This is a genomic window from Halarchaeum rubridurum (assembly GCF_014647115.1).
In the GTDB taxonomy this organism is placed as follows: domain Archaea; phylum Halobacteriota; class Halobacteria; order Halobacteriales; family Halobacteriaceae; genus Halarchaeum; species Halarchaeum rubridurum.
The window spans coordinates 20,443-38,654 of sequence record NZ_BMOO01000009.1; the positions used below are offsets into that span (position 1 = coordinate 20,443).

The window sequence follows — 18,212 nt, forward strand, 5'->3', positions numbered from 1 at the left end:
TCCTCAGAGACTTGATGGCAGTAATCTTGTCTCGGAATTGAATGAGGAACCGATGATAGACACAAGCATACATTTCAATAGCGGCGACTTGGATCTCAACTCTCTTTTAAAAACGTCACGGTAGACTTATCCGCACTTGTCAGAGTATTATGCTATGGCGAAATCGGTAGATGAACTCATTTTAGAAGCGATGGAAAAGAGGAAGATAATCGTATTCGACTACAGTGGGGAAGAGGAGGTTGGGTATCATACTCGCGAAGTAGAGCCCTGGTGTTATGGGGTTCACAAGGACACTGGAAACCACGTTCTCCGCGCCTACCAGATTGCAGGTTACAGCGAATCTGGTTATCCTAGTGAGATGCCGTTCTGGCGAATAGATCGATTAGACCGTATGCGAAACGTCCAACTCACTGAAAGAGATATTCGAGCGAATTCTCCCCCTCACTACAATCCTGATGATAGCGACATGAGTAAGATATTCAAGAGCCTTCCGAAGTAGCCGGCCGTCGCAACCGCAGTTGTGCTGAGAACTGAGCAGGAGCTATTTACCGAATTTGAACCCTCCGTCTTAGGATTTGAATAGAGTGAAGAAGTAGCGTCCTGTCTACCTTTAACCAACAAAACGATATTAAGCCATTTTCTGTTGGTTAACTAAGCGCGAGAGTCAGTCTCCGAGGACGTCGATGAGTTCCTCTACCGTCTGACTGATCCGTCCGAGCCGCTCGCGAACGACCTCGGGATCGTCCGACTCCCACGCAGCGAGGTAGAATGCCGACCTACTAGTGTCGAGCCCGCAGTACCGCCCGACGACGTACGCGACGGCTTCGGCCTCGACTTCGCGTTTTGCCCGCTCGGTGTCGTCGTCGACGTCGAAGTGGAGCAGGGCGTGTGCGTACTCGTGAATCAGCGTCCGCGCGAGGTCGGCCTCGTTCTCCCGATCACGCACCTCGACGAGCGGCTGAACGTCGACGAGGCTCAACTGTTCGCAGATGCCCTTCGCCTCGCCGTGGGTCCACTCCTCGGCTGGAACGATCCGCACCGTCACGCCGAGGTCGTCAGCGGCGTCAGTCAACTGCTCGACGAGGTCGCCGGCGTCCCCGGTTGCTTCTGTGTCTAGGTCGGGAAGCGGCTCGCCCTCGGTCTGGGAGACGTCGAACACCGGCGCGGGCTTGAACCCGACCAGGCCCTCGGACCACTCCTCGGGTGGCGTCTCGTCGTACTCACAGTCACTGTCCTCGTGGTAGCTCGGCGAATTCTCGCACTCCGGGCACTGCTTGGTGATGATCGGCGCCCAGATCCAGATGGCCGACTCACCCTCCGTGACGTGGCGGTCGAACTCCTCCTGCCACGTCCGGTAGCCCGCCACCCGGTTCGCCTCGGGACACTGCCGCTTGATGAGGAGCGTGTTCCGGTAGGAGTAGTCGTGGAAGCGACTCTGGAGGTCGAGCCACTCCTGGAACTCGTCGCTGGCCTGTGCGTCGTCGACGCCGGCGACGAGGTCGTCGATCCACTGTTCGATGGTACTGTTCATCTCGTCTGATCGCGTGTCGGTCTGGTCGAAGGAGACCGACGAGTCTCTGGTCGTAGACATCGTGTTCACCGAATCGAGTTCACGGCGACAGCGTCTGTTCAGACCGCGCCGCACCCCTCAGGGGCGTTCAAAAACCGCTCTGTCGGTCAGCGGAGCTCGTGGCGTTCGTTCGCAAAGCCAACCGAGACGAGGTACTCGAGGAACTCGTCGAACCGCTCGATGTCACTGGGCGTGTCGGTCGCAAGATGACGCGCCCACTCGATGGCCCACTGGAAGGCGGGATCCGTGCCGCCCTTGCCGTGAATGTACCACCACCGGGCCGCTTTCAGCACGACGAGCGGATTCGTCGGCGGCTGCTCGCCGGCGAGCCCACGGGTGATAGATTCGATTTCGTCGGGGACGTCGGCGGGATCGACCTCCGCTGATTGCGTGTTGTCGATATCGACCGGAATCTCGTCGATCGAGACGTTGTCAGGACGCTGTTGTTGACTCACTGGAAGTCACCTCTGAGAGCTTTCGAAGAAGCCCTCGCCCTCTCTGGGGGCACGAAAAACAGGTCGCGAAATCACGCCGACGGGAGGTAGACGCTCTGCTCGCCGACGATCTCCTCCAGGTTATTCCGATGACGGTGGCTGAAGTAGCACTCGTAGCTGCAGTATCCACAGATTGCGCCGGTATCGTATTCGGCCACGTACGGGCCGCGGCGAGTTCGCCAGACGTTCGTCCCGCACTCGGTACAGGCAGCGTCCTCGAGATTGACAGGACTCGGACCCTCGTACTCGACGTTGAGCCCCTCGTATTGCGGTGTCGTCTCGGGCCAGATTCCGTGGGTCCTCCAAAACTCACGGACGCGAGCGAGGCTGTGGCGCACCGTCTTTCGCACGGTGACGTGGTCGGCGTCGCGACCGCTGTCGTCCCAGCCGTCGGCCGTCCAGAACTCACCGAACTGCGCGCCGCGATGCAGCCCGTTCCAGTCGACGCCGACGATGTCGGCTGGTGGCTCGTCCGTGAGTGTCGGCCTGGTCAGCTGTCGAATGGCGTCGAGCTGCTTGGGCGGACTCCCGCCGAGGATGTGGACGCGCCGCCCTCTCCAATCGGCAGGGTCGGAGAACTCGTGGGCCAGGCGGTCGGCGTATCCCCGTGAATACCCGAGGACGAGGGTCTCGGGAATCGCGTCGATCACCGCCTGCGACTTCGGAACGACGATGAGCTCGGCCTCGGGGTAGCTCGCTTGGATCTCACGAGCCGCAGCGACGTGGGCGTCGACGTCGTCGATTTCGTCGACGTCCCCGATGACCCCGACCTGTGGTTCGTACTCGAAGAAACGGTCGACGAACCGCTCCAGATCGGGATTCCGGAAATCGTTGTCGAGCATCCCAACGGGGAGGCTAAGGTTCTGATACTGCGCCTCCTGGTACCCACAGTCCTCGCGAAAGCCGGGAAGGAACCCGAGGTCGAAAGCGTCGACGACAAACGGGGCTCGATGCAGAAACGCCACGTAGTCTGCCTGTCTGGCGGCGGCGATTTCGCGGGCGGTGCTGGCGCTGGAGCTCAGCTCGAGGGACATGATTAGGCTCGCGAGGCCGCTGCTGGCTGCCCCGCACCCGTTCAGGGGCCTGAAAAACCGGGGTACCGCAGTTTAACCAACAATAGGGAATTAATGCGGAGTGTGTTGGTTAAGAATAGAGCTTACTCTTCGTCCTCACGCAGCTCTTCAGCCTTCCACTTGAGCCGGCGCAGGATCTGCGTCCGATTCTTGTGAGCGTTCTCGTAGGCAACACACTCTTGGAGGGTTTCCATATCCGGAATCGTCGCGATACCGGCCTTGATCAATCGGTAATTCGGTGCTTCAAGACGCTTCACAGGTGGGAATTCGTCGTCACTCCCATCGCTAATCGTGGACTGTTCCATCTCGGTTGGCCTCCACCCCTCCAGGGCGAGAAAAACAGAACAGACGACTACGTCACCAATGCGGCGTCAGGCCATCGCATCTCGGAACCGCTCACGAAGCGCGTCCTCCCGCTCTTCGAACTGGTCGACCTTCTCCTGCAGGTCGTCGCTGACGCGCTCGATGTTTGAGAGCCCCCGTTCTCGCCCGCTGGTGATGCTTGTAACCTATCGGCGCCTTCAGCCTCCGGATGCTACTATAGAATCTGGGATAATAGACTCGATCGGATGTTCTTGCCTTTCGGAAAACGAACTTAGGTCGGATTTGGAATTTGACTCTTCGAGAGCTTTTCGATTACATCCCGTCCAGACAGTAGCTGTACCTCTACACCTTTTGTTTCCATAGCAGCCCGCCTTGCGTCCTGCGTAAATCCAGACGATGTTGCGACCACGCAGACATCTGCGCCTTCTTGTACTGTCGCACCGATTGCGTTTCGGACCTCTGGACCAGACACGTTCCCGGCCCCGTTAGGATCGTAGCGTTTGGCCTGAATAGCGATTGTTCGCTGGCCGTTGCGTGCAATAGCGTCAATTCCTCTATCTCCCGATTGCTGTGTGACCTGGACGTCGTATCCATTCTTTTGATAAAGCTGTCCCAGAACCTCTTCAAACTGCGTTGGCGTTAATGAAAGCAGATCCGATGGCTGCCACGTCGAGTCAAGCTGGGCCATTACTTCATCCCTGATTGATTTGATGCGAGTGTAGTCGTTAGTGGCGCGGGCTTGGTCAACCCGATTCTGGATATCAGTCGGGTCGATAGAACTGTGAGACAAGTCCGTAGTTGCGAACATCTGTGCCACTTCCTGCTCGGCGACCCATGCCTCTGCCTTCACCATCGCCTTCTCGATGGCATCTAGATCGCCCTCCCGAACCGCATTACAGGCGTCCTCGATCGTTGTATCCTGTGCTTGGCCAGCTGATAAGGGATGAGACGACCCACTGTTGCTTCGTAGTGGTTCGGTCTTAGCTGCGAAATCTTCAACCGCCTTTGCTTGCTCGCAGAATTGATCGAGAGTTCCTTCAGTCAAGATGGTATCAAGACGTTCCCAGATCGCTGTTGGCTCAACCACTTGGCTATCGACACGAACAGCCAGCTTACTTTTCCCCGAGTCTGCCGGACTACTACTGGGCTGACTCCACTGTTCGACGGTTGCTCGGGCGTCCTCGAATCGATTTATCTCTGCAGCAGCCTGTTCAAGCTGGTCATCTTCCGAGGACGGAAAGTCAGCAAGGGTTTGGTCAAGCAGCTTGGCCCCATCGTAGCTTTGGCCACGAATTCTAACTTCAAAGCCAATATCAATCCCCGTAAGCACGTCATTTAGATCGCTCGCGGTTGCGGGATCGTTGTCACTCCACGTCTGGGCTGCGAGTGACCGAACCTTTGTCCTTGTAACCGGTAACTCCTCGAAAGGGAGTCTTGAGAGCGTCTGGTTCAGTACTGCGAACTGTTCCAGCCTCTGACTCCAATCCTGAAGATTCTCACGCGGAGCTGCTTGAATAGACTGTTCAACTGGTGATCCCGCGCTGGCTGTAGTCTCTGTGTCGAACTTGTCGTCGAGTCTCTGTGCTTTGGAAAGGAGATCCTGGCGCCATTGTCGATCAGCGTAGCGCTGCACCGGTTCGGCGAGACGGTTACGAACCGACTGGTTGAACGTCGGTAGTGTTGCACCTAGGAGAACTATTGCAGCGAGCAGTCCCCATGCCCGTGGCCGTTCCCAGAACGGTCGATATACTGTGTAGGTTCGAAGTATCTCAAAACGATTGGTTCCAGCGTTTGACGCCGCGTAATAGTATAATGTCGCCTCCGTAGGTCCGACCCCTTTCGGTGCGATCGACGCTGGCAAGTGTAGTACTCGTTCGAATGTCGCGTATTCGCCCTGCTCGTATGTGGAAGTGTTCGCAAAGAGGACTGTCCCCTCTCTGGCCGCCCGTTCGGGTCGCCATGATGTCGGTGCGGCGATAACGGCGACTTCAAGCGGTGCTCTTGGCGGGCTCTCTGTGTTGGCATATGGATTCCCCCACCCGGTCTGCATCCGTATCCGGACACTTCCGTTTGTAGCGACGCCAGTTGTCGGAGTCGTGATTTGGATATCGAAAGTCCCGTACTCGGTTTCTCCTCCTGTAGTCGTATATTCAAGCGGTACTGACGTTGAGCGCGTTACAGGATCAACTTGGTCAAACGTCCCCGTAACGGGGACTGAATAGACGAGCAGACATAGTCCGAGGACGACGAGGATAGCCCGTGTCGCTTTGAAAGGAAAACCGGGTAGGTATTCGGAACGGTCCGTGGGGATATCCATATCTGATTATTATCTGATTACCAGAGCAGTCTGGTAATTCTGGCGGTAATAACTGTGCTTGGGTCGCGAATCACTCCTCCCGGTCGTTGTATCGCTCCAGTTCACGACCGACCTTTTCGATGGCCTCGACACCACGTTCGAGGAGCTGGTGGGTGGCTCGCGCCAGTCGAAGCGTCTCCATCAGTGCTCCCCCTCTGTGGGTTCGATGAGGTCGTTGCTCGCTTCGGCGAGTTCCCGGATTACCCGTTCTACGTCAGCATCCTCGGGAACCGTCCGATGTGCGAGCGGTGCAGGATATGCACGGTCGCCCTGGCTACAGAGAACGACCAGCCACTCGTCGCTTCCATCCCCGAGTACGATATAATGGTCCTGATCAGCGCGCTGGAAGACCCGCTGGTCTGGGCGGGAGACGGTTCGCCAGTTCTCGGGAAGCGTCGGCGACGGCTGTCCGCCGTCGGGGAGCGCGACGACGTCGTCGGTAAGGGTCGCTATCGCGGCGTCGATCTCCTCGCCGGTGAGGTGCCAGCACGCCGCGGCACCGTCGCACTCCAGCTGTGAGATCACCTGATTCCGGAACGCGATGTAGTGCTCACGGGCGACCTGCTCATCGTCGTAATAGTCGAGCAGGAGTGCGCAAGCGAGCTGGGCGGGCCCGCTACCACTGTATCCCCACTCGAACCCGCTCGGACTGTGGTTGACGAGGTCCAGACTGCGCTCGAGGGAGAGTCGCCGATGTTCCGAGAGGTTCAGCACGACGGCTTGGCCGTCGACGCGGAAGCCTACGTACTCGACTGCGTCTCGGTGAGACTGTGCGGGCGATGCTACTGGAACCGATTCCGAACTGGCCATAGGTACATTTCCGTTCATCGTTGCTCGCGGGCGGTTCGGTGACCCCCGCACCCCTCTCAGGGGTTCAACAAACAGCACGGCGTAGCGTTCGGCAACGTATTTGACAGTTGCAACATACTGTCCACATAATTGAGGATGGCTGTACTGGACGATCTCTCGGGGTTCGAGTTCGAGGACGTGATGGAGGACGTGTTCCGCAACCTCGGCTATGAGAACGTCCGCCAGGCCGACCGCACGGCTGACGAGGGTCGCGACGTCATCATGGAAGAGGTCGTCGACGGCACGCGGCGTGCGATCATCGTCGAGTGCAAGCACACGGGGACTGTCGGGCGGCCGGTCGTCCAGAAGCTCCACTCGGCGATCGCGACGTTCGATTTCGACGGCCCGAAACGCGGAATGGTCGTCACGACCGGCCGGTTTACGAACCCGGCTCAGGAGTACGCCGACCGACTCCAGCAGAACGACGACCCACACCCAATCGAACTGCTCGACGGCGAGGACCTCCGGGAGATCGCCGACGAGATCGGCCTCGACCTCTACAACGGGCGCATCGAGATACTCTGCGACGAGACGCTCCGCCCGTACGACCCGGCCGCCGACGTCGACGCGCCAGTCACGGAGGCGTTCCGCGACATCGAGAACATCGAAGCCGCCGACCTCCCAGAACCGCACTCATCGGTGACGTTCCGCCCGGTGGTCGCGGTCACCGCGGACACGAACGCCGTCTTCGAGACGTCGGTGGGCGTCATCCACCGGATCAACGACCGGACGCGATTCGTCGCCCACGCCGAACGCGGGCAGCCGCAGGTCGTCGACGAAGATGTCGCAACGCTGGTCACCGAGAACCTCCACGCGACGGTCGACCTCGACGCCGAGCAGTTCGGCGAGGTGTTCGACGACGTCGAGGAGCGCCGGTTCGGACAGACTCAGACGGAGTACAAGGAGTGGGCCGTCGAGCGCCTCCAGCAGCACCACACGACGACGGTGACCTACACCGGCGACAACAACGTCACGTACAACAAGACCTGTGAGCCGAACCGCTCGGACATCTCTGTCCAGTTGATCGAACCAGTGTACCTCCCCGAGGTTCGACACACCACCGGCATCCAGGAGTACACCTACCCCTACGAGTACTACGCGGCAGGCCCGTCACGAGTGACCGACGAGGACGGCATTCATCGGTGTGTCCACTGTGACGCGAGCGGCGTCGACGAGACGTACACGTACTGTCCGAACTGTGGGGCGATCGCCTGCACCAGCCACACCAAAACGGAGCGGCTGGAAGGCGAGCCGGTCTGTACGGGCTGTGCGGTGACCGAACGGTTCGCGTTGAAAACGAAGTACTTCTACGACGAGGAGAACCTCGAAGCCTTCCGCGAGGAGTACGCCGAAATGCCGCTCCACGAAAAGGCGATGGAGAACAAGTGGCTGGCCGGGGGGAGCGTTGTCGCGACGCTACTGCTTGTCGTCGGACTCCTCGTCATCAGCGGCATCATCTGAGCGGGCTAAGCGTTCACGCCGGCTCAGCAACTATCCCTTCGAGCGTGTGCTCAAGCGGGCCGTTGAACTGCCAGCTAGCCCGCTCGAAGGCCTCGTCGGTCGGCCCATCCCACCGGAGGAAGGCGGAGTGGCTGCTTACTTTGACTGTCCACTCTGCGGACTCGTCGAACGGATCCCGCGTCGGAAGTTCGACGACGTCAAGGTATTCTTCGTCGCCGTGGATGCCGTCGGCCGGATTCTCGATGCCGTGACCCAGCAGGAACAGCGGCTGGTCGAGATGCTCCATATTGGACGGATCAAGGAGGTCTGCTGGCTGTGCTGCGTCGGTCGTTCGATCTGGGTCACCATCCAGATACAGGTTGATCGTAGAGAGCTTGTTGAGGAATACGAACGAAGCAGCCGCATACCCTGGTCCTCGCTCGGCGCGGGTCGCGTCAAGAAGTTCCTTCAGCTGTGCGAGATTGCGAAGCACGCTCTCCGGGTAGCCGTCCGAATGTCGATACAACTGTGCGACGCGGTCGTCATTGGTAGGTTCGCCGTCCTGGTCCACTCGTTCGACGAATCGGGGTTGACTTCGTGTCGACATCAAACACCGCCGGCGCAGAAACAACCAGTTCTCAGAGAGGGTGTCGTGTGATACCGTCAATGCCGCTCTCAGTCACACGGAGGAGCCACGTTGACGGGTTGTTGTCTTCTTTCCCGCTATTGATTGGTGCTGGTGCTCCGGTAACAAGGACGGGTGTTTGGAACTCATCAAGCGTGCCCTGTTGACCGACGTGCATGTGTCCGGAGACGATGATGTCAATTTCAGACGATGTTTGTTCAATAGCCTTCCGAAAGTCTGCGCCCCTCTTTTGATGTATGTGGTGCCCGTTTTCATTCCGAACGGGATATGGAGTATCGTGGACGACCAATACATTCGCGTTTGAAAGTACTGATTGAACCGAGGCTTCGAGCGACTCGCCCGGGAAGCTATCGTGGCTGTAATCGATCCCGAATAGCGTAACGCCTGCTTCCCCTACTGATTTTCCATCGTTGGAGAGACGCTCAATCCCCGACGTATCGTTAGTTGCTCTATCAACTGTTCGACGGCTAGCAGGCTCGTCGTGGTTCCCGTAGATGTAGTAGAATGGAATATTGAGCTCTGAGTTGAGGGCGTCTATCACAAAGGACCGGTCTGCTCCGATAGCAACGTGATCGAAAATGTCCCCAGCGTGGACAATGGCATCAGCGTCTAGAGTGTTGGCCTGATCCATTACCGCTTGGAAGCGATCACGAGCGTCGAGATCTTTGGCACCTTTTGCTTTCTTATCACGGCGGCGATGCCGATAACCAACGTGGGTGTCGCCGACCATCAAGAGTCGCGTCGCGTTGTCATCGGACGAACCGAGTTCAATTACTGTCAGGTTCTTCGTACTGTCGAGCTGGTAGTGTCGACTTCCACCCTGTGACCAGTACCTTCCTCGGACGTCTTTCAGTTCGTACCGGTGACCTTCGGTAAGCGAAAGGGAGAGAGAATGAGTCGACCAGATTTTAAGAGGGATTGTATGTCCGTCTGCATCCTCGACTGTAACTTCAAAATCGAGTTTGTTACTGCTGGAGGGCGAGACTTCTCGAACGAGGACTGTGATAGGACTGGAAAGACGGTCATTACGAGGGAGGTCATATCGAGTAAACATTAACTTCATAGACAGATGGTGGGACCGAGTACTTAATCGATGCGAGTACTCTGTGTGACTCGGTTTTAGATTTGCAGCAGTGCTTCGCTAAGCCAAATGAGAGACCTCCGAAGGCTCCTTGACGTCGTCGAACTCGCCGTGCTTGACTGGCTCCCAGTCCTCACCTGGCTCTGGACTCCACCAGTCGACCTTGTAGGCGCCCGGTGCACCGAGGATCTTCACGCGGGCCGACCCATCAGGCAGGTCGCGGCGCAGTTTCTCGTCGACGTGGAGGTTCCAGGTCGTGGTAGAATCGAAGCAGGCGAGCACGGCCTCCTCGTAGCCGCGCGTTTCTCGGGATTCCTGGAGTTCGACCTGGGTGTTGCAGTTCTTGCAGAACACCCCCTCGAAGGGGATGTGAGTGAAGACCTCCTGCCCGCAGACGGGACACCAGAGGAACTCGAACAATGCCTCACTGTATCGATTACGTACTTCGAGACTCATCGTTGGACTAACCCGACTGATCCGGGCCACCCCTCGTGCCCGGACAAAAACCCCAGCGCTGGACCTTCGGCCCGCCTGCTGGCTTCTCGCCAACGCACCGGGGGTCGTTGCTCGCTCCAGCTGCGCCGGCACCCATCGCCGGCGCTCGAAAAAACTCTCCTCGTGACGGCGGAGTCTCAGGATTCGTCCGCTCGTTCGACAGTGATGGTCAGGTCGCCCGACACGTAGTCTGCCTCGAAGTCGACCGCGAACGCGTCCGACTCGTAGGCGGCGTGGTAAGCACGGTGGCGTTCGAGCGAGCCTGTCGCGTTGAAGTGGGAGAACGCGGCCGCCGTGTAGGGCTTGCTCTGTGTTTCGACCTGCGACTCGACGGATGCGGGGAGCGCGATTTGGGGCGTCTCCGTGTCGATACTCGCAGCGAACCCCTTCGCTTCCTCGACTGTTGCTTGCGAATGTGCCGGTGTCTCGCCGGTCAGTACGTTTATCGGGGTTTCTGTCTCGTCGGTGTACAGGACGTTTTCGAAGGTGTGTGTTCCGAGGATCGCCTCGGGATCCAACTCGCAGTCGTGAAACGGGTCGTCCTCTGAGGTCATCGAATCACGAGCCTACGGCGGGGCTCACCCATTCCGGCCCCTGAAAAACAGCAGCTGCCACGAAGCGGCTCAGGGACCGACTCGACTATCTCTTCGCGCCAACCCCCTCCCTTTGCCGTGTAGTGATCACAATCAGGAGTAGCTGGGAATATGATCTTGTTTCTGAGCAATTGACGTCGACAGATGGTGACCGCCTCTCTCAGACGAGTTCGGTAGGATTCGTTGCCTCAAACCACTCTGTCAGCTTTCTCTCGAGCGATGAATCCCATCGACGGGTGGCAGCCGATTTCTCATTCTGATACGACAGCAGACAAATGCGATGAATTCCAACACCGATATATCTTCAAGATGGAGGCGATATCAGGTGACACGGTCGTCGAGATCGTGACGACAGTCTTCGTCCTTTCGACGATGTTCTCGATGGGGCTGAAACTTTCTATCACCCAGCTTGTCGGTGCACTCCGAGACCGACAACTCCTGATCAAATCTCTAGTAGTGAATCTCGTGGCCGTGCCGTTGGTCGCGTACCATTGGTGTTCGGTTAAGCACTGGATCGTCTCATGAAGGCCTCAGCTACTCGTTCGCTGAGTAAGAGCCGCGATTTCTCTGGTTGGCGGGCGTCACGAAACATCAGTTCCGACAGGTTCGGCGGTGGATGGCCGAACGACTGGGCCAGATCTTCGAGAATGAGCTGGGCGAGAGACCGGAAGGTCTTCGCCCAGCGTTCTCGGGGGAACACGATCTCTGGGAACAACTCCTGAAACACCCCGAGTAATGCTCTGCTGACCGTCAGCGTCAGCAGAGCCGCCACCACTAACAGCTCGACGATCGCTGGATCACTCGTCTGGAACTTCTCCAGCCCATACAGCGACTTCAGTTCCCGGAACAGCAACTCCACTTCCCATCGCAACCCGTACAGCGCCCCGACCTGCCTCGGAGTGAACTCATCGGGCAGATTCGTCACGTACAGGTGGTAGTCGTCGGTGTCCTCGTTGCGGACACCGACGACGCGAAACTCCATCGAATCCGTTGACTGCTTCCCAACGTATGCCCGCCGTTTGAACTCGATCTCCACGGTTACGTCGATGATCTCCCGACTGAGATCTCCCAGAACGTCCCGAAGACGACGCTCTGGCAAGGAAATGGCGCGCCCGCGCCATTTCCGTCGCTCTCCGACGATCAACGGATTCGCGTTCGACTTCAGCCGACTCAGGAAGAACCCGCCGTTCTCGTCGATCAACGCGAACCGGCGGAAACTGTAGAAGCCCAGATCGAACAGTAACAGCCGCCCTCGCAGCCAACTCCCGGTGCGGAGTTGGCTGCTCTCGTGGGTGCATTCGTCGGTGAGCTGGAACTGCTCGATCGTCTGCTTGCTCGCGTTCTGTACGACGTGGAGTTTCGCGCCAGATTGACCTGGGTGAGTCGCGGGAAACGCATCGAGGAGCCGATGCAACCTGAAAACGGTTGCATCGGCGATCAGCACGTCTCGAAACAGCTCGAACTGTGGCGCGATTGTGTGAGGAACCGCAACCTCCTCGAGAGCGTGCTCGAGGAGGTCGCTCAACAGTGCTGCGAGGGCCGGCGTGAACCGATCGTAGAAGCTGGAGCGGGCAACGGTCTGGTTGGTTGCTGCGGAGTACGCCCGTTGAAAGCCGGCGATAGTTCGGGCTTCGCCGTCGACGGCGAAGCCCATGATGAGCGTCCAGACGAGCATCGTGATGTCGATTTTCCGATCACGCTGGACGACATCGCGCTCGCGCGCGATGTCTTCGATTAGCTCGGTGGGAAACAGGGAAGTCAACCGCCGTCGTATGAGATCCGGGGAGAGCGTTTTGAACACATTCTCTCCCCACGCGGTCTACAACGATAGCTTCGTCACTAGAGCGCTGTCTGTCGGTTTCTCCGCTTAACCGAACACGGATGGGTCGCGTACCTCCTCGTTCGAACGGTTCCAGTCAGACCGGCGTATGTGACCGGGTTCCTGTTGCTTGCTGTCTCTCCCGGTGCCCCGTTCGGCCCGAAATTCGCCGAGATTTCGGACAGCGATATCGCGTTTGCGAGCGGCCTGATGGCGATCCTCTGTCTGCTATCGGTTGTAACAATCCCCGTCTCGCTGGTGGCGCTCGCGCCCGGCGACGTGGTTGTCGACGCCGTTGCAATCGGGCGGATGGTGCTTCAGATTCAGATCGTCCCACTCCTCGCGGGATTGGCGCTATCGTTCGTGTACACGTCGATATGGAACCGTCTCTACCCGCCGATCCAGCGACTGTCGGACATTTCGTTCGTCGGTTTGATCGTTCTGTTGCTGGGTGTTTATTACGGTGAACTGTGGTCACTCGTCGGGACGGGGACGCTTGGACTTTCTGTGGCCGCTGTCGTGGTATCGTTAGCGCTGGGCTACGTCTTCGGGGGCCCGATTCGGGAACAACGGGAAGTGTTGGCGACAACAACGGCCGCTCGAAACGCCGCGATTGCGCTGTTCATTGCGACCGCCGGGTTTTCGGACCCTGATGTACTTGCGGTCGTACTCGGTTTTTCGTTCGTTAGCGTCGTCGGGGCGGGAATCCTCGCAAGCGCGTGGCGATAATTGGCTTAACTGAGTTCGGCTACAAATAGTTGACACCAAAGTAGGTGCCGAATCGACCAAGGCGTCCTACGAAACTGCTGTTCGCGTGAGAAGGCTCACCTCTTCTAGGAGATCTCTCGCGGTCTCGACTCGCTCTCGATCCGCGTCGTCCAATCGGTCGACGTCGAGTCGGTTGAGATTGCTGAGTATACGATGCATCCGGTAGCCCTGTTTGGACTCTTGCTTCATCGGAAGCGCCTCACCGCTCGCCGGCGTGGAAAGACGCCCCATCGAGACTGGCGTCGAGCTTGCAGGAGTTCGCGGCCTTAACCAACGAAGCTGGGCACTACTTGCAGACTGTTGGTTAATCGACGCCAAGCCCTGCGCTACCGAGACTGGATCCGTAGCGAGCCGCGCCACACACTCGGCACTCCCAGATCGGTTGGCCCGTCCACGCTGCATCCGGGACCGACTCGTGGGTCTTGAATCGATGGTCGGTCGCCCGTCCACAGGTTTGACAGTCGAGTTCCTGAGTCGTCGGTACCGACGACACCTGGCGATCAGCCGCAGCCTCGCCAGTAGATTCGGTCAGCGCCATCGCTGGAACCAGCCATATCGCGTCGTCGGCGTCGTCGAGGACCGCGCCGAGACCCGACTCGTCGCGGATGCCGTCCCCACGCTGGTCGTAGAGCCGCGTCGGGGCCTGCTGCTGGTGCGCCGTGGCTCCCTGCCCGTGCCACCCTGTCTGGTCATGGGCGGCTGTGAGCAGTTGCTCACCCGCTGCTGAGGCAGCTTGTACCGCGTCGGGGAGCGACGGCCATCGGTCGGCCACCTGGCGCGCAGGCGTCTCTTCGAGGTCGTAGATGAGGGTGTAGTCGTCGACGGCCGGCTCCGCCTCGTTGGCAGAGAGGAGGTTCGCCGCAGCGGCGCCCTTCGCGACAGCGCCGTAGAACGTGGGCGACTCGACGACCAGGTGGACGATGCCGAGAACCGTCGTCGACGCTGACTCGGCCGTGCGTAACTCACTCTTGATTATACAAGAAAGTACAAACATATATGGGAGTTCAACGCTAATCCTGTCGCAAGAGGTGCCAAGCATGTCCGAACCCTCGCGAGATGGAATGCAGTCGTGGAGTGAGTCGATGAGCGCCCGTGACCGTATTCGAGCGGTCGCCGAGACGCTTCGCGAGCCGCGGTCGGTCAACTGGATCAGCGAGCAGGCCGATGCTGCCTGGAGTACGACCAACGAGGAACTGCAGGATCTCGTCGACCAAGGCCAGTTGCGTCGCGTCGAGGCCGGCGAGACCACGCGCTACCAGCCGGATTACACGCGACTACTCTTCGAGGAAATCCGCACGCTCATCGAGGAGAACACGCGCGAGGAGTTACGCAACGAACTGGCGGCGATTACCGAGGAGATCGAGGCGTGGCAGGCGACCTACGACGTCGAGACGTGGGAGGAGCTCGAACAGTCGCTCGCCGACGGTGACCTCGCAAGTGCCGAGCTTCGCGAGCGCCGCGACGTCATCGCGTTCTGGCGTGAGAACAAGGAGGATCGCCGCCTCATCAAGCATGCACTGGAACTCTACTCTGACGTCGAAGCCGCCCGTGAACAGATGAGCGACGTGGCTGACCGCGCCACGAGCTAATCCTTTCTCTCACAGCATGATCTTTCTTGCCGGTCGCGATCGCTATACACAGCGGACTCTTCTCCGCGACGTTCACGACCGATTGACGAGGCAGGCTGGGTGTGAGGACGTGCGCTATCGGCCGTCTCGACGCCGTCCCCGGTACGTTATCGCGGATGTCGATCCGACGACGTTCCTGAGTGACTCCTACGATGCGGCGACCGCACGACTGGAGATTCGTTTCTGGTACCCAGCTGACGTCGACCATGAATACTACCGCATCAACTGGGTCGAACCCGAGCGGAACCTGATGCTCGGCTTCCACCAGGACGCCGATCATCCGGATCTTGGCCCCTGTCACATCCAACTCAACCACGACGACACGCCGGTTGATCGGCATCGCGCATCGTTTCTCGATGCGCATCCACTCGCCGTCCTTGATGACCGACTCCGACAGTTCCCGGCGGCGGTCGAGGCGATTCGCTGGGAGAATGGAGCGCCCTCGCTTCCTACCTGGCCGGTCTAGACAGCGAGTTCATCGAGCGTCTGGTGATGCGTCACGACGCCAAGAATGTTCGGACAGAGAAGTGCAGGTGAACAGAGTAGGTGTCGAGTGTTACAGTGGGGGGAGGGGGAGAGTAGATGTCGAGTGTTAGCCGACCGGAGACGCCCGGGAGTCGGTGGTGTGAGGAGGGGTGGGAGAGTAGATGTCGAGTGTTAGCGCCGGCGAGAGGAGGCAGAGATGAGGAGAGTGGCGACGTGCTGAGTCCGCTTCGCTGACGCTCTCCTCTCTTTCTTCTTCTAGACTAGCTAGTAAGTAGTAGTGTATAGATTATATCTTTCGGTTTCGGCAAAGCGCTTGATTCTGAGTTCACACGCCATCTTCGTCGTGGTTACACTCGACACCACCTCTATCTCTACCACTTAAAGAACTCTATCACTCGACGCACTCGACACGTGGTTTTAAGCCCCTCCGGTTGGTTGATGTCGCCAATATGGGGATCTTCGACGGCGCGACCGACGGCATCTACCGCGACAAAGACGTCTTGGACGAAGACTACCAACCCGACCAAGTCCTCGAACGCGAAGACGAGATCGCCGACTACCGCGACGCCCTCCTCGACGTCCTCTTCGGGCGCACTCCCGACAACATCTTCCTCTACGGGAAAGCCGGCGTCGGGAAAACCGCCGTCACCAACTTCGTCCTCGGCGAACTCCAGGCCGAAGTCGAAACTCGCGACACCGCCGACCCCATCCACATCTCCCGCGTCAACTGCGACAGCGAAACCACCTACAGCGTCATCCGCGAACTCGCGAACGGGCTCCTCCCCGCCACTCACTCTCCGTACGCCGCGAAAGGCTACTCGACGAGTGACCTCTTCGACGAACTCTACGAGCAGATGGAGCGCGTCGGCGGCACCCACCTCATCGTCCTCGACGAAGTCGACCATCTCTCTGACCCCGACGCACTCCTCTACCAGCTCCCTCGCGCACGCGCAAACGGCTACCTCAACGATGCTCGTGTCGGCATCATCGGCATCTCGAACAACTACACCTTCCGCAACACCCTCTCCTCGAAAGTCAAATCGACCCTCATGGAGACCGAAATCTCCTTCTCGACGTACGACGCCGACGAACTCGTCTCCATCCTTGAACACCGCGCCGACCTCGCCTTCCAACCCGGCGTCTGCGAGGACTCCGCGATAACACTCTGCGCCGCGTACGCCGCGAAAGACGACGGCTCCGCCCGCCAAGCAATCGATCTGCTACGCGCCGCCGCAGACGCCGCCTGGAAAGCTGACGACCCCACCATCACCGACGCCCACGTCAAGGATGTCCGCGATGACGTCGACCGCGGCCAACTCCACGACAAGATCAGCGACCAGACAACGAACGCACAGCGCGTCCTCGAAGCCGCCGCACGACTCCAGAACGAACACGGCGAGCCTGCACGCACACGCGAAATCCAGGAGTCCTACCAGCAGCTCGCGCGTTCCTACGGCGACCCTGACCCGAGCACGTCACTCAAGTTCGCACAGCGCCATCTTGACGACCTCGAAATGCTCGGATTCGTCATTAAGAGCGAAGAGAACCGCGGCAAGGGCGGTGGCCGCAGCTATATTTGGGAAGTCGATATGGACCTCGAAACGGTCATCGATGTCCGCGAAGACATTGAGCAGACAAACGCCGCGTAGTCGGAATCTCTGACCCCCACGAGAGATGAGGTCAACAGCCGAGAGCCGGCGACAACGGTGTCGTGGAAGCGGGCGAAAGAAGCGGCGCAAAACGAGTTAGAGTCACGCAACTGGAACCCCATGTCAGGACTACGATGTCCAGATTCCAACATCTGAGATGAAGGTCTCCCTCACACGCGAGGCGTGCGACGGACGCCTGTACAGGGGAACTTTACCCGTGCGCAGTTCCGAGTAGTCGATATGCCGTTCGTTGCTGAGTCCGCCGACAACGGCCCTATTGCGCCACCGGAGGCCGAAGCCGGCGAGATATACACGTGTCCCGAGTGCGATGGCGACCTCGGTGTTCGGTCCTCCCACCTCCGGGGCAACATCTTCGTCTCCCGCCATTTCTACCATCTCGGGGGAGACGGCGGGTCGTGTGGCGGAGAGTCCGACCAGCACCGGCGCATGAAGGCCGTCGCGTACTCGAAAGCGGCTGACCGATGGCCAGACGCGACCGTCTCCTACGAAGAGCCCGTCGGCGACCGCCAAGCCGACGTCCTCGTCGAGTTCGTAGAGCGCCACCCGAACTACGGTGACGGCGTCGCTATCGAGTGCCAGTATCGGAACGGCGGGAAGGACTATGACGCGACCGAGCATACGTACGCCGACAACGGCTACTCGACGCTCTGGCTCGAAGAGGAGCACTTCGAGCGGAAGGACGTCGACCTTGACGCCGGTGACTGGCGGCTCGGCTGGCCGCTCGCGACGCCGTCGACTGACGAGTGGACGGGCTACCACGGCGTCGTCCGGTGGCTCCAGCAGGATAAGGACGCGCCAGTCGAACTCGAAATCCCGTTTCCTGAAGAGTGCATTGAGGATCTCTTCTCCATAGAGTGGACGCGCGGGCACATCTGGTACAACCGGCGGTATAACGCAGACGAAGGCCGAGTCCACGTCTA

18 protein-coding genes and 2 pseudogenes are annotated in these 18,212 nt (G+C 59.2%); 8 read left to right on the forward strand and 12 right to left on the reverse strand.

Annotation, left to right across the window (positions count from 1 at the left end):
* The first annotated feature begins 154 nt into the window (after positions 1-154).
* Complete coding sequence (locus tag IEX84_RS13615) at positions 155-499, forward strand: WYL domain-containing protein (protein WP_188873110.1); 345 nt, start codon at positions 155-157, stop codon at positions 497-499.
* Between the two features lie 165 nt (positions 500-664).
* On the opposite strand, the gene IEX84_RS13620 is transcribed toward IEX84_RS13615, so the two are convergent.
* The 6 genes from IEX84_RS13620 to IEX84_RS13645 all read right to left on the reverse strand — a co-directional run bounded on the left by IEX84_RS13620 (position 665) and on the right by IEX84_RS13645 (position 6,645).
* On the reverse strand, positions 665-1,591 hold the full coding sequence (locus IEX84_RS13620) for an ArdC-like ssDNA-binding domain-containing protein (protein WP_188873111.1): 927 nt from the start codon (positions 1,589-1,591) through the stop codon (positions 665-667).
* An 86-nt stretch (positions 1,592-1,677) separates the two neighbouring features.
* Positions 1,678-2,025: a hypothetical protein gene (locus IEX84_RS13625; protein WP_188873112.1), complete on the reverse strand. Its 348-nt coding sequence runs from the start codon at positions 2,023-2,025 to the stop codon at positions 1,678-1,680.
* 71 nt (positions 2,026-2,096) lie between these two features.
* Positions 2,097-3,098, reverse strand: coding sequence for a DUF6610 family protein (locus tag IEX84_RS13630; RefSeq protein WP_188873113.1), 1,002 nt, complete (start codon positions 3,096-3,098; stop codon positions 2,097-2,099).
* A gap of 122 nt (positions 3,099-3,220) precedes the next feature.
* Positions 3,221-3,442, reverse strand: coding sequence for a hypothetical protein (locus IEX84_RS13635; protein ID WP_188873114.1), 222 nt, complete (start codon positions 3,440-3,442; stop codon positions 3,221-3,223).
* 290 nt (positions 3,443-3,732) lie between these two features.
* The gene (locus tag IEX84_RS13640; RefSeq protein WP_188873115.1) at positions 3,733-5,094 is read right to left on the reverse strand and encodes a restriction endonuclease; all 1,362 of its coding nucleotides are present in this window, start codon (positions 5,092-5,094) and stop codon (positions 3,733-3,735) included.
* Between the two features lie 864 nt (positions 5,095-5,958).
* Complete coding sequence (locus IEX84_RS13645; RefSeq protein ID WP_188873116.1) at positions 5,959-6,645, reverse strand: DUF6166 domain-containing protein; 687 nt, start codon at positions 6,643-6,645, stop codon at positions 5,959-5,961.
* Between the two features lie 117 nt (positions 6,646-6,762).
* Here IEX84_RS13645 and IEX84_RS13650 point away from each other — a divergent pair, with 117 nt between their 5' ends.
* Positions 6,763-8,127 (forward strand): restriction endonuclease, encoded by a 1,365-nt coding sequence (locus tag IEX84_RS13650; protein WP_188873117.1) that lies wholly within the window; start codon positions 6,763-6,765, stop codon positions 8,125-8,127.
* A 13-nt stretch (positions 8,128-8,140) separates the two neighbouring features.
* On the opposite strand, the gene IEX84_RS13655 is transcribed toward IEX84_RS13650, so the two are convergent.
* The 4 genes from IEX84_RS13655 to IEX84_RS13670 form a co-directional block, all read right to left on the reverse strand.
* Positions 8,141-8,713, reverse strand: coding sequence for a hypothetical protein (locus IEX84_RS13655; protein ID WP_188873118.1), 573 nt, complete (start codon positions 8,711-8,713; stop codon positions 8,141-8,143).
* Positions 8,714-8,744: 31 nt separating this feature from the next.
* A complete protein-coding gene (locus tag IEX84_RS13660; protein WP_229732384.1) occupies positions 8,745-9,482 on the reverse strand; it encodes a metallophosphoesterase family protein in 738 nt (245 codons plus the stop codon).
* 411 nt (positions 9,483-9,893) lie between these two features.
* Positions 9,894-10,289 (reverse strand): DUF7567 family protein, encoded by a 396-nt coding sequence (locus tag IEX84_RS13665; protein WP_188873120.1) that lies wholly within the window; start codon positions 10,287-10,289, stop codon positions 9,894-9,896.
* A gap of 176 nt (positions 10,290-10,465) precedes the next feature.
* The gene (locus IEX84_RS13670) at positions 10,466-10,882 is read right to left on the reverse strand and encodes a hypothetical protein (protein ID WP_188873121.1); all 417 of its coding nucleotides are present in this window, start codon (positions 10,880-10,882) and stop codon (positions 10,466-10,468) included.
* A gap of 348 nt (positions 10,883-11,230) precedes the next feature.
* Here IEX84_RS13670 and IEX84_RS13675 point away from each other — a divergent pair, with 348 nt between their 5' ends.
* Positions 11,231-11,446, forward strand: coding sequence for a hypothetical protein (locus tag IEX84_RS13675; RefSeq protein WP_188873122.1), 216 nt, complete (start codon positions 11,231-11,233; stop codon positions 11,444-11,446).
* Here IEX84_RS13675 and IEX84_RS13680 read toward each other — a convergent pair.
* Complete coding sequence (locus IEX84_RS13680; RefSeq protein WP_188873123.1) at positions 11,424-12,722, reverse strand: IS4 family transposase; 1,299 nt, start codon at positions 12,720-12,722, stop codon at positions 11,424-11,426. The genes IEX84_RS13675 and IEX84_RS13680 overlap by 23 nt on opposite strands.
* A gap of 99 nt (positions 12,723-12,821) precedes the next feature.
* Here IEX84_RS13680 and IEX84_RS13685 point away from each other — a divergent pair.
* Positions 12,822-13,469, forward strand: a pseudogene (locus tag IEX84_RS13685) (bile acid:sodium symporter family protein); the annotation flags it as partial.
* A gap of 343 nt (positions 13,470-13,812) precedes the next feature.
* On the opposite strand, the gene IEX84_RS13690 reads toward IEX84_RS13685, so the two are convergent.
* Positions 13,813-14,502 carry a biosurfactant protein 1 gene (locus IEX84_RS13690; protein ID WP_407647619.1) on the reverse strand — a complete coding sequence of 230 codons (690 nt, stop codon included), beginning with the start codon at positions 14,500-14,502 and terminating at the stop codon, positions 13,813-13,815.
* Positions 14,503-14,545: 43 nt separating this feature from the next.
* Between IEX84_RS13690 and IEX84_RS13695 the strand changes: the two genes are divergently transcribed.
* From IEX84_RS13695 to IEX84_RS13710, 4 genes and pseudogenes are all read left to right on the forward strand, one after another.
* A complete protein-coding gene (locus IEX84_RS13695) occupies positions 14,546-15,097 on the forward strand; it encodes a DUF7342 family protein (protein WP_188873125.1) in 552 nt (183 codons plus the stop codon).
* A 16-nt stretch (positions 15,098-15,113) separates the two neighbouring features.
* The gene (locus tag IEX84_RS13700) at positions 15,114-15,602 is read left to right on the forward strand and encodes a hypothetical protein (protein ID WP_188873126.1); all 489 of its coding nucleotides are present in this window, start codon (positions 15,114-15,116) and stop codon (positions 15,600-15,602) included.
* 469 nt (positions 15,603-16,071) lie between these two features.
* Complete coding sequence (locus tag IEX84_RS13705; protein ID WP_188873127.1) at positions 16,072-17,271, forward strand: orc1/cdc6 family replication initiation protein; 1,200 nt, start codon at positions 16,072-16,074, stop codon at positions 17,269-17,271.
* Positions 17,272-17,511: 240 nt separating this feature from the next.
* Positions 17,512-18,212: pseudogene (locus IEX84_RS13710) on the forward strand (hypothetical protein); the annotation flags it as partial.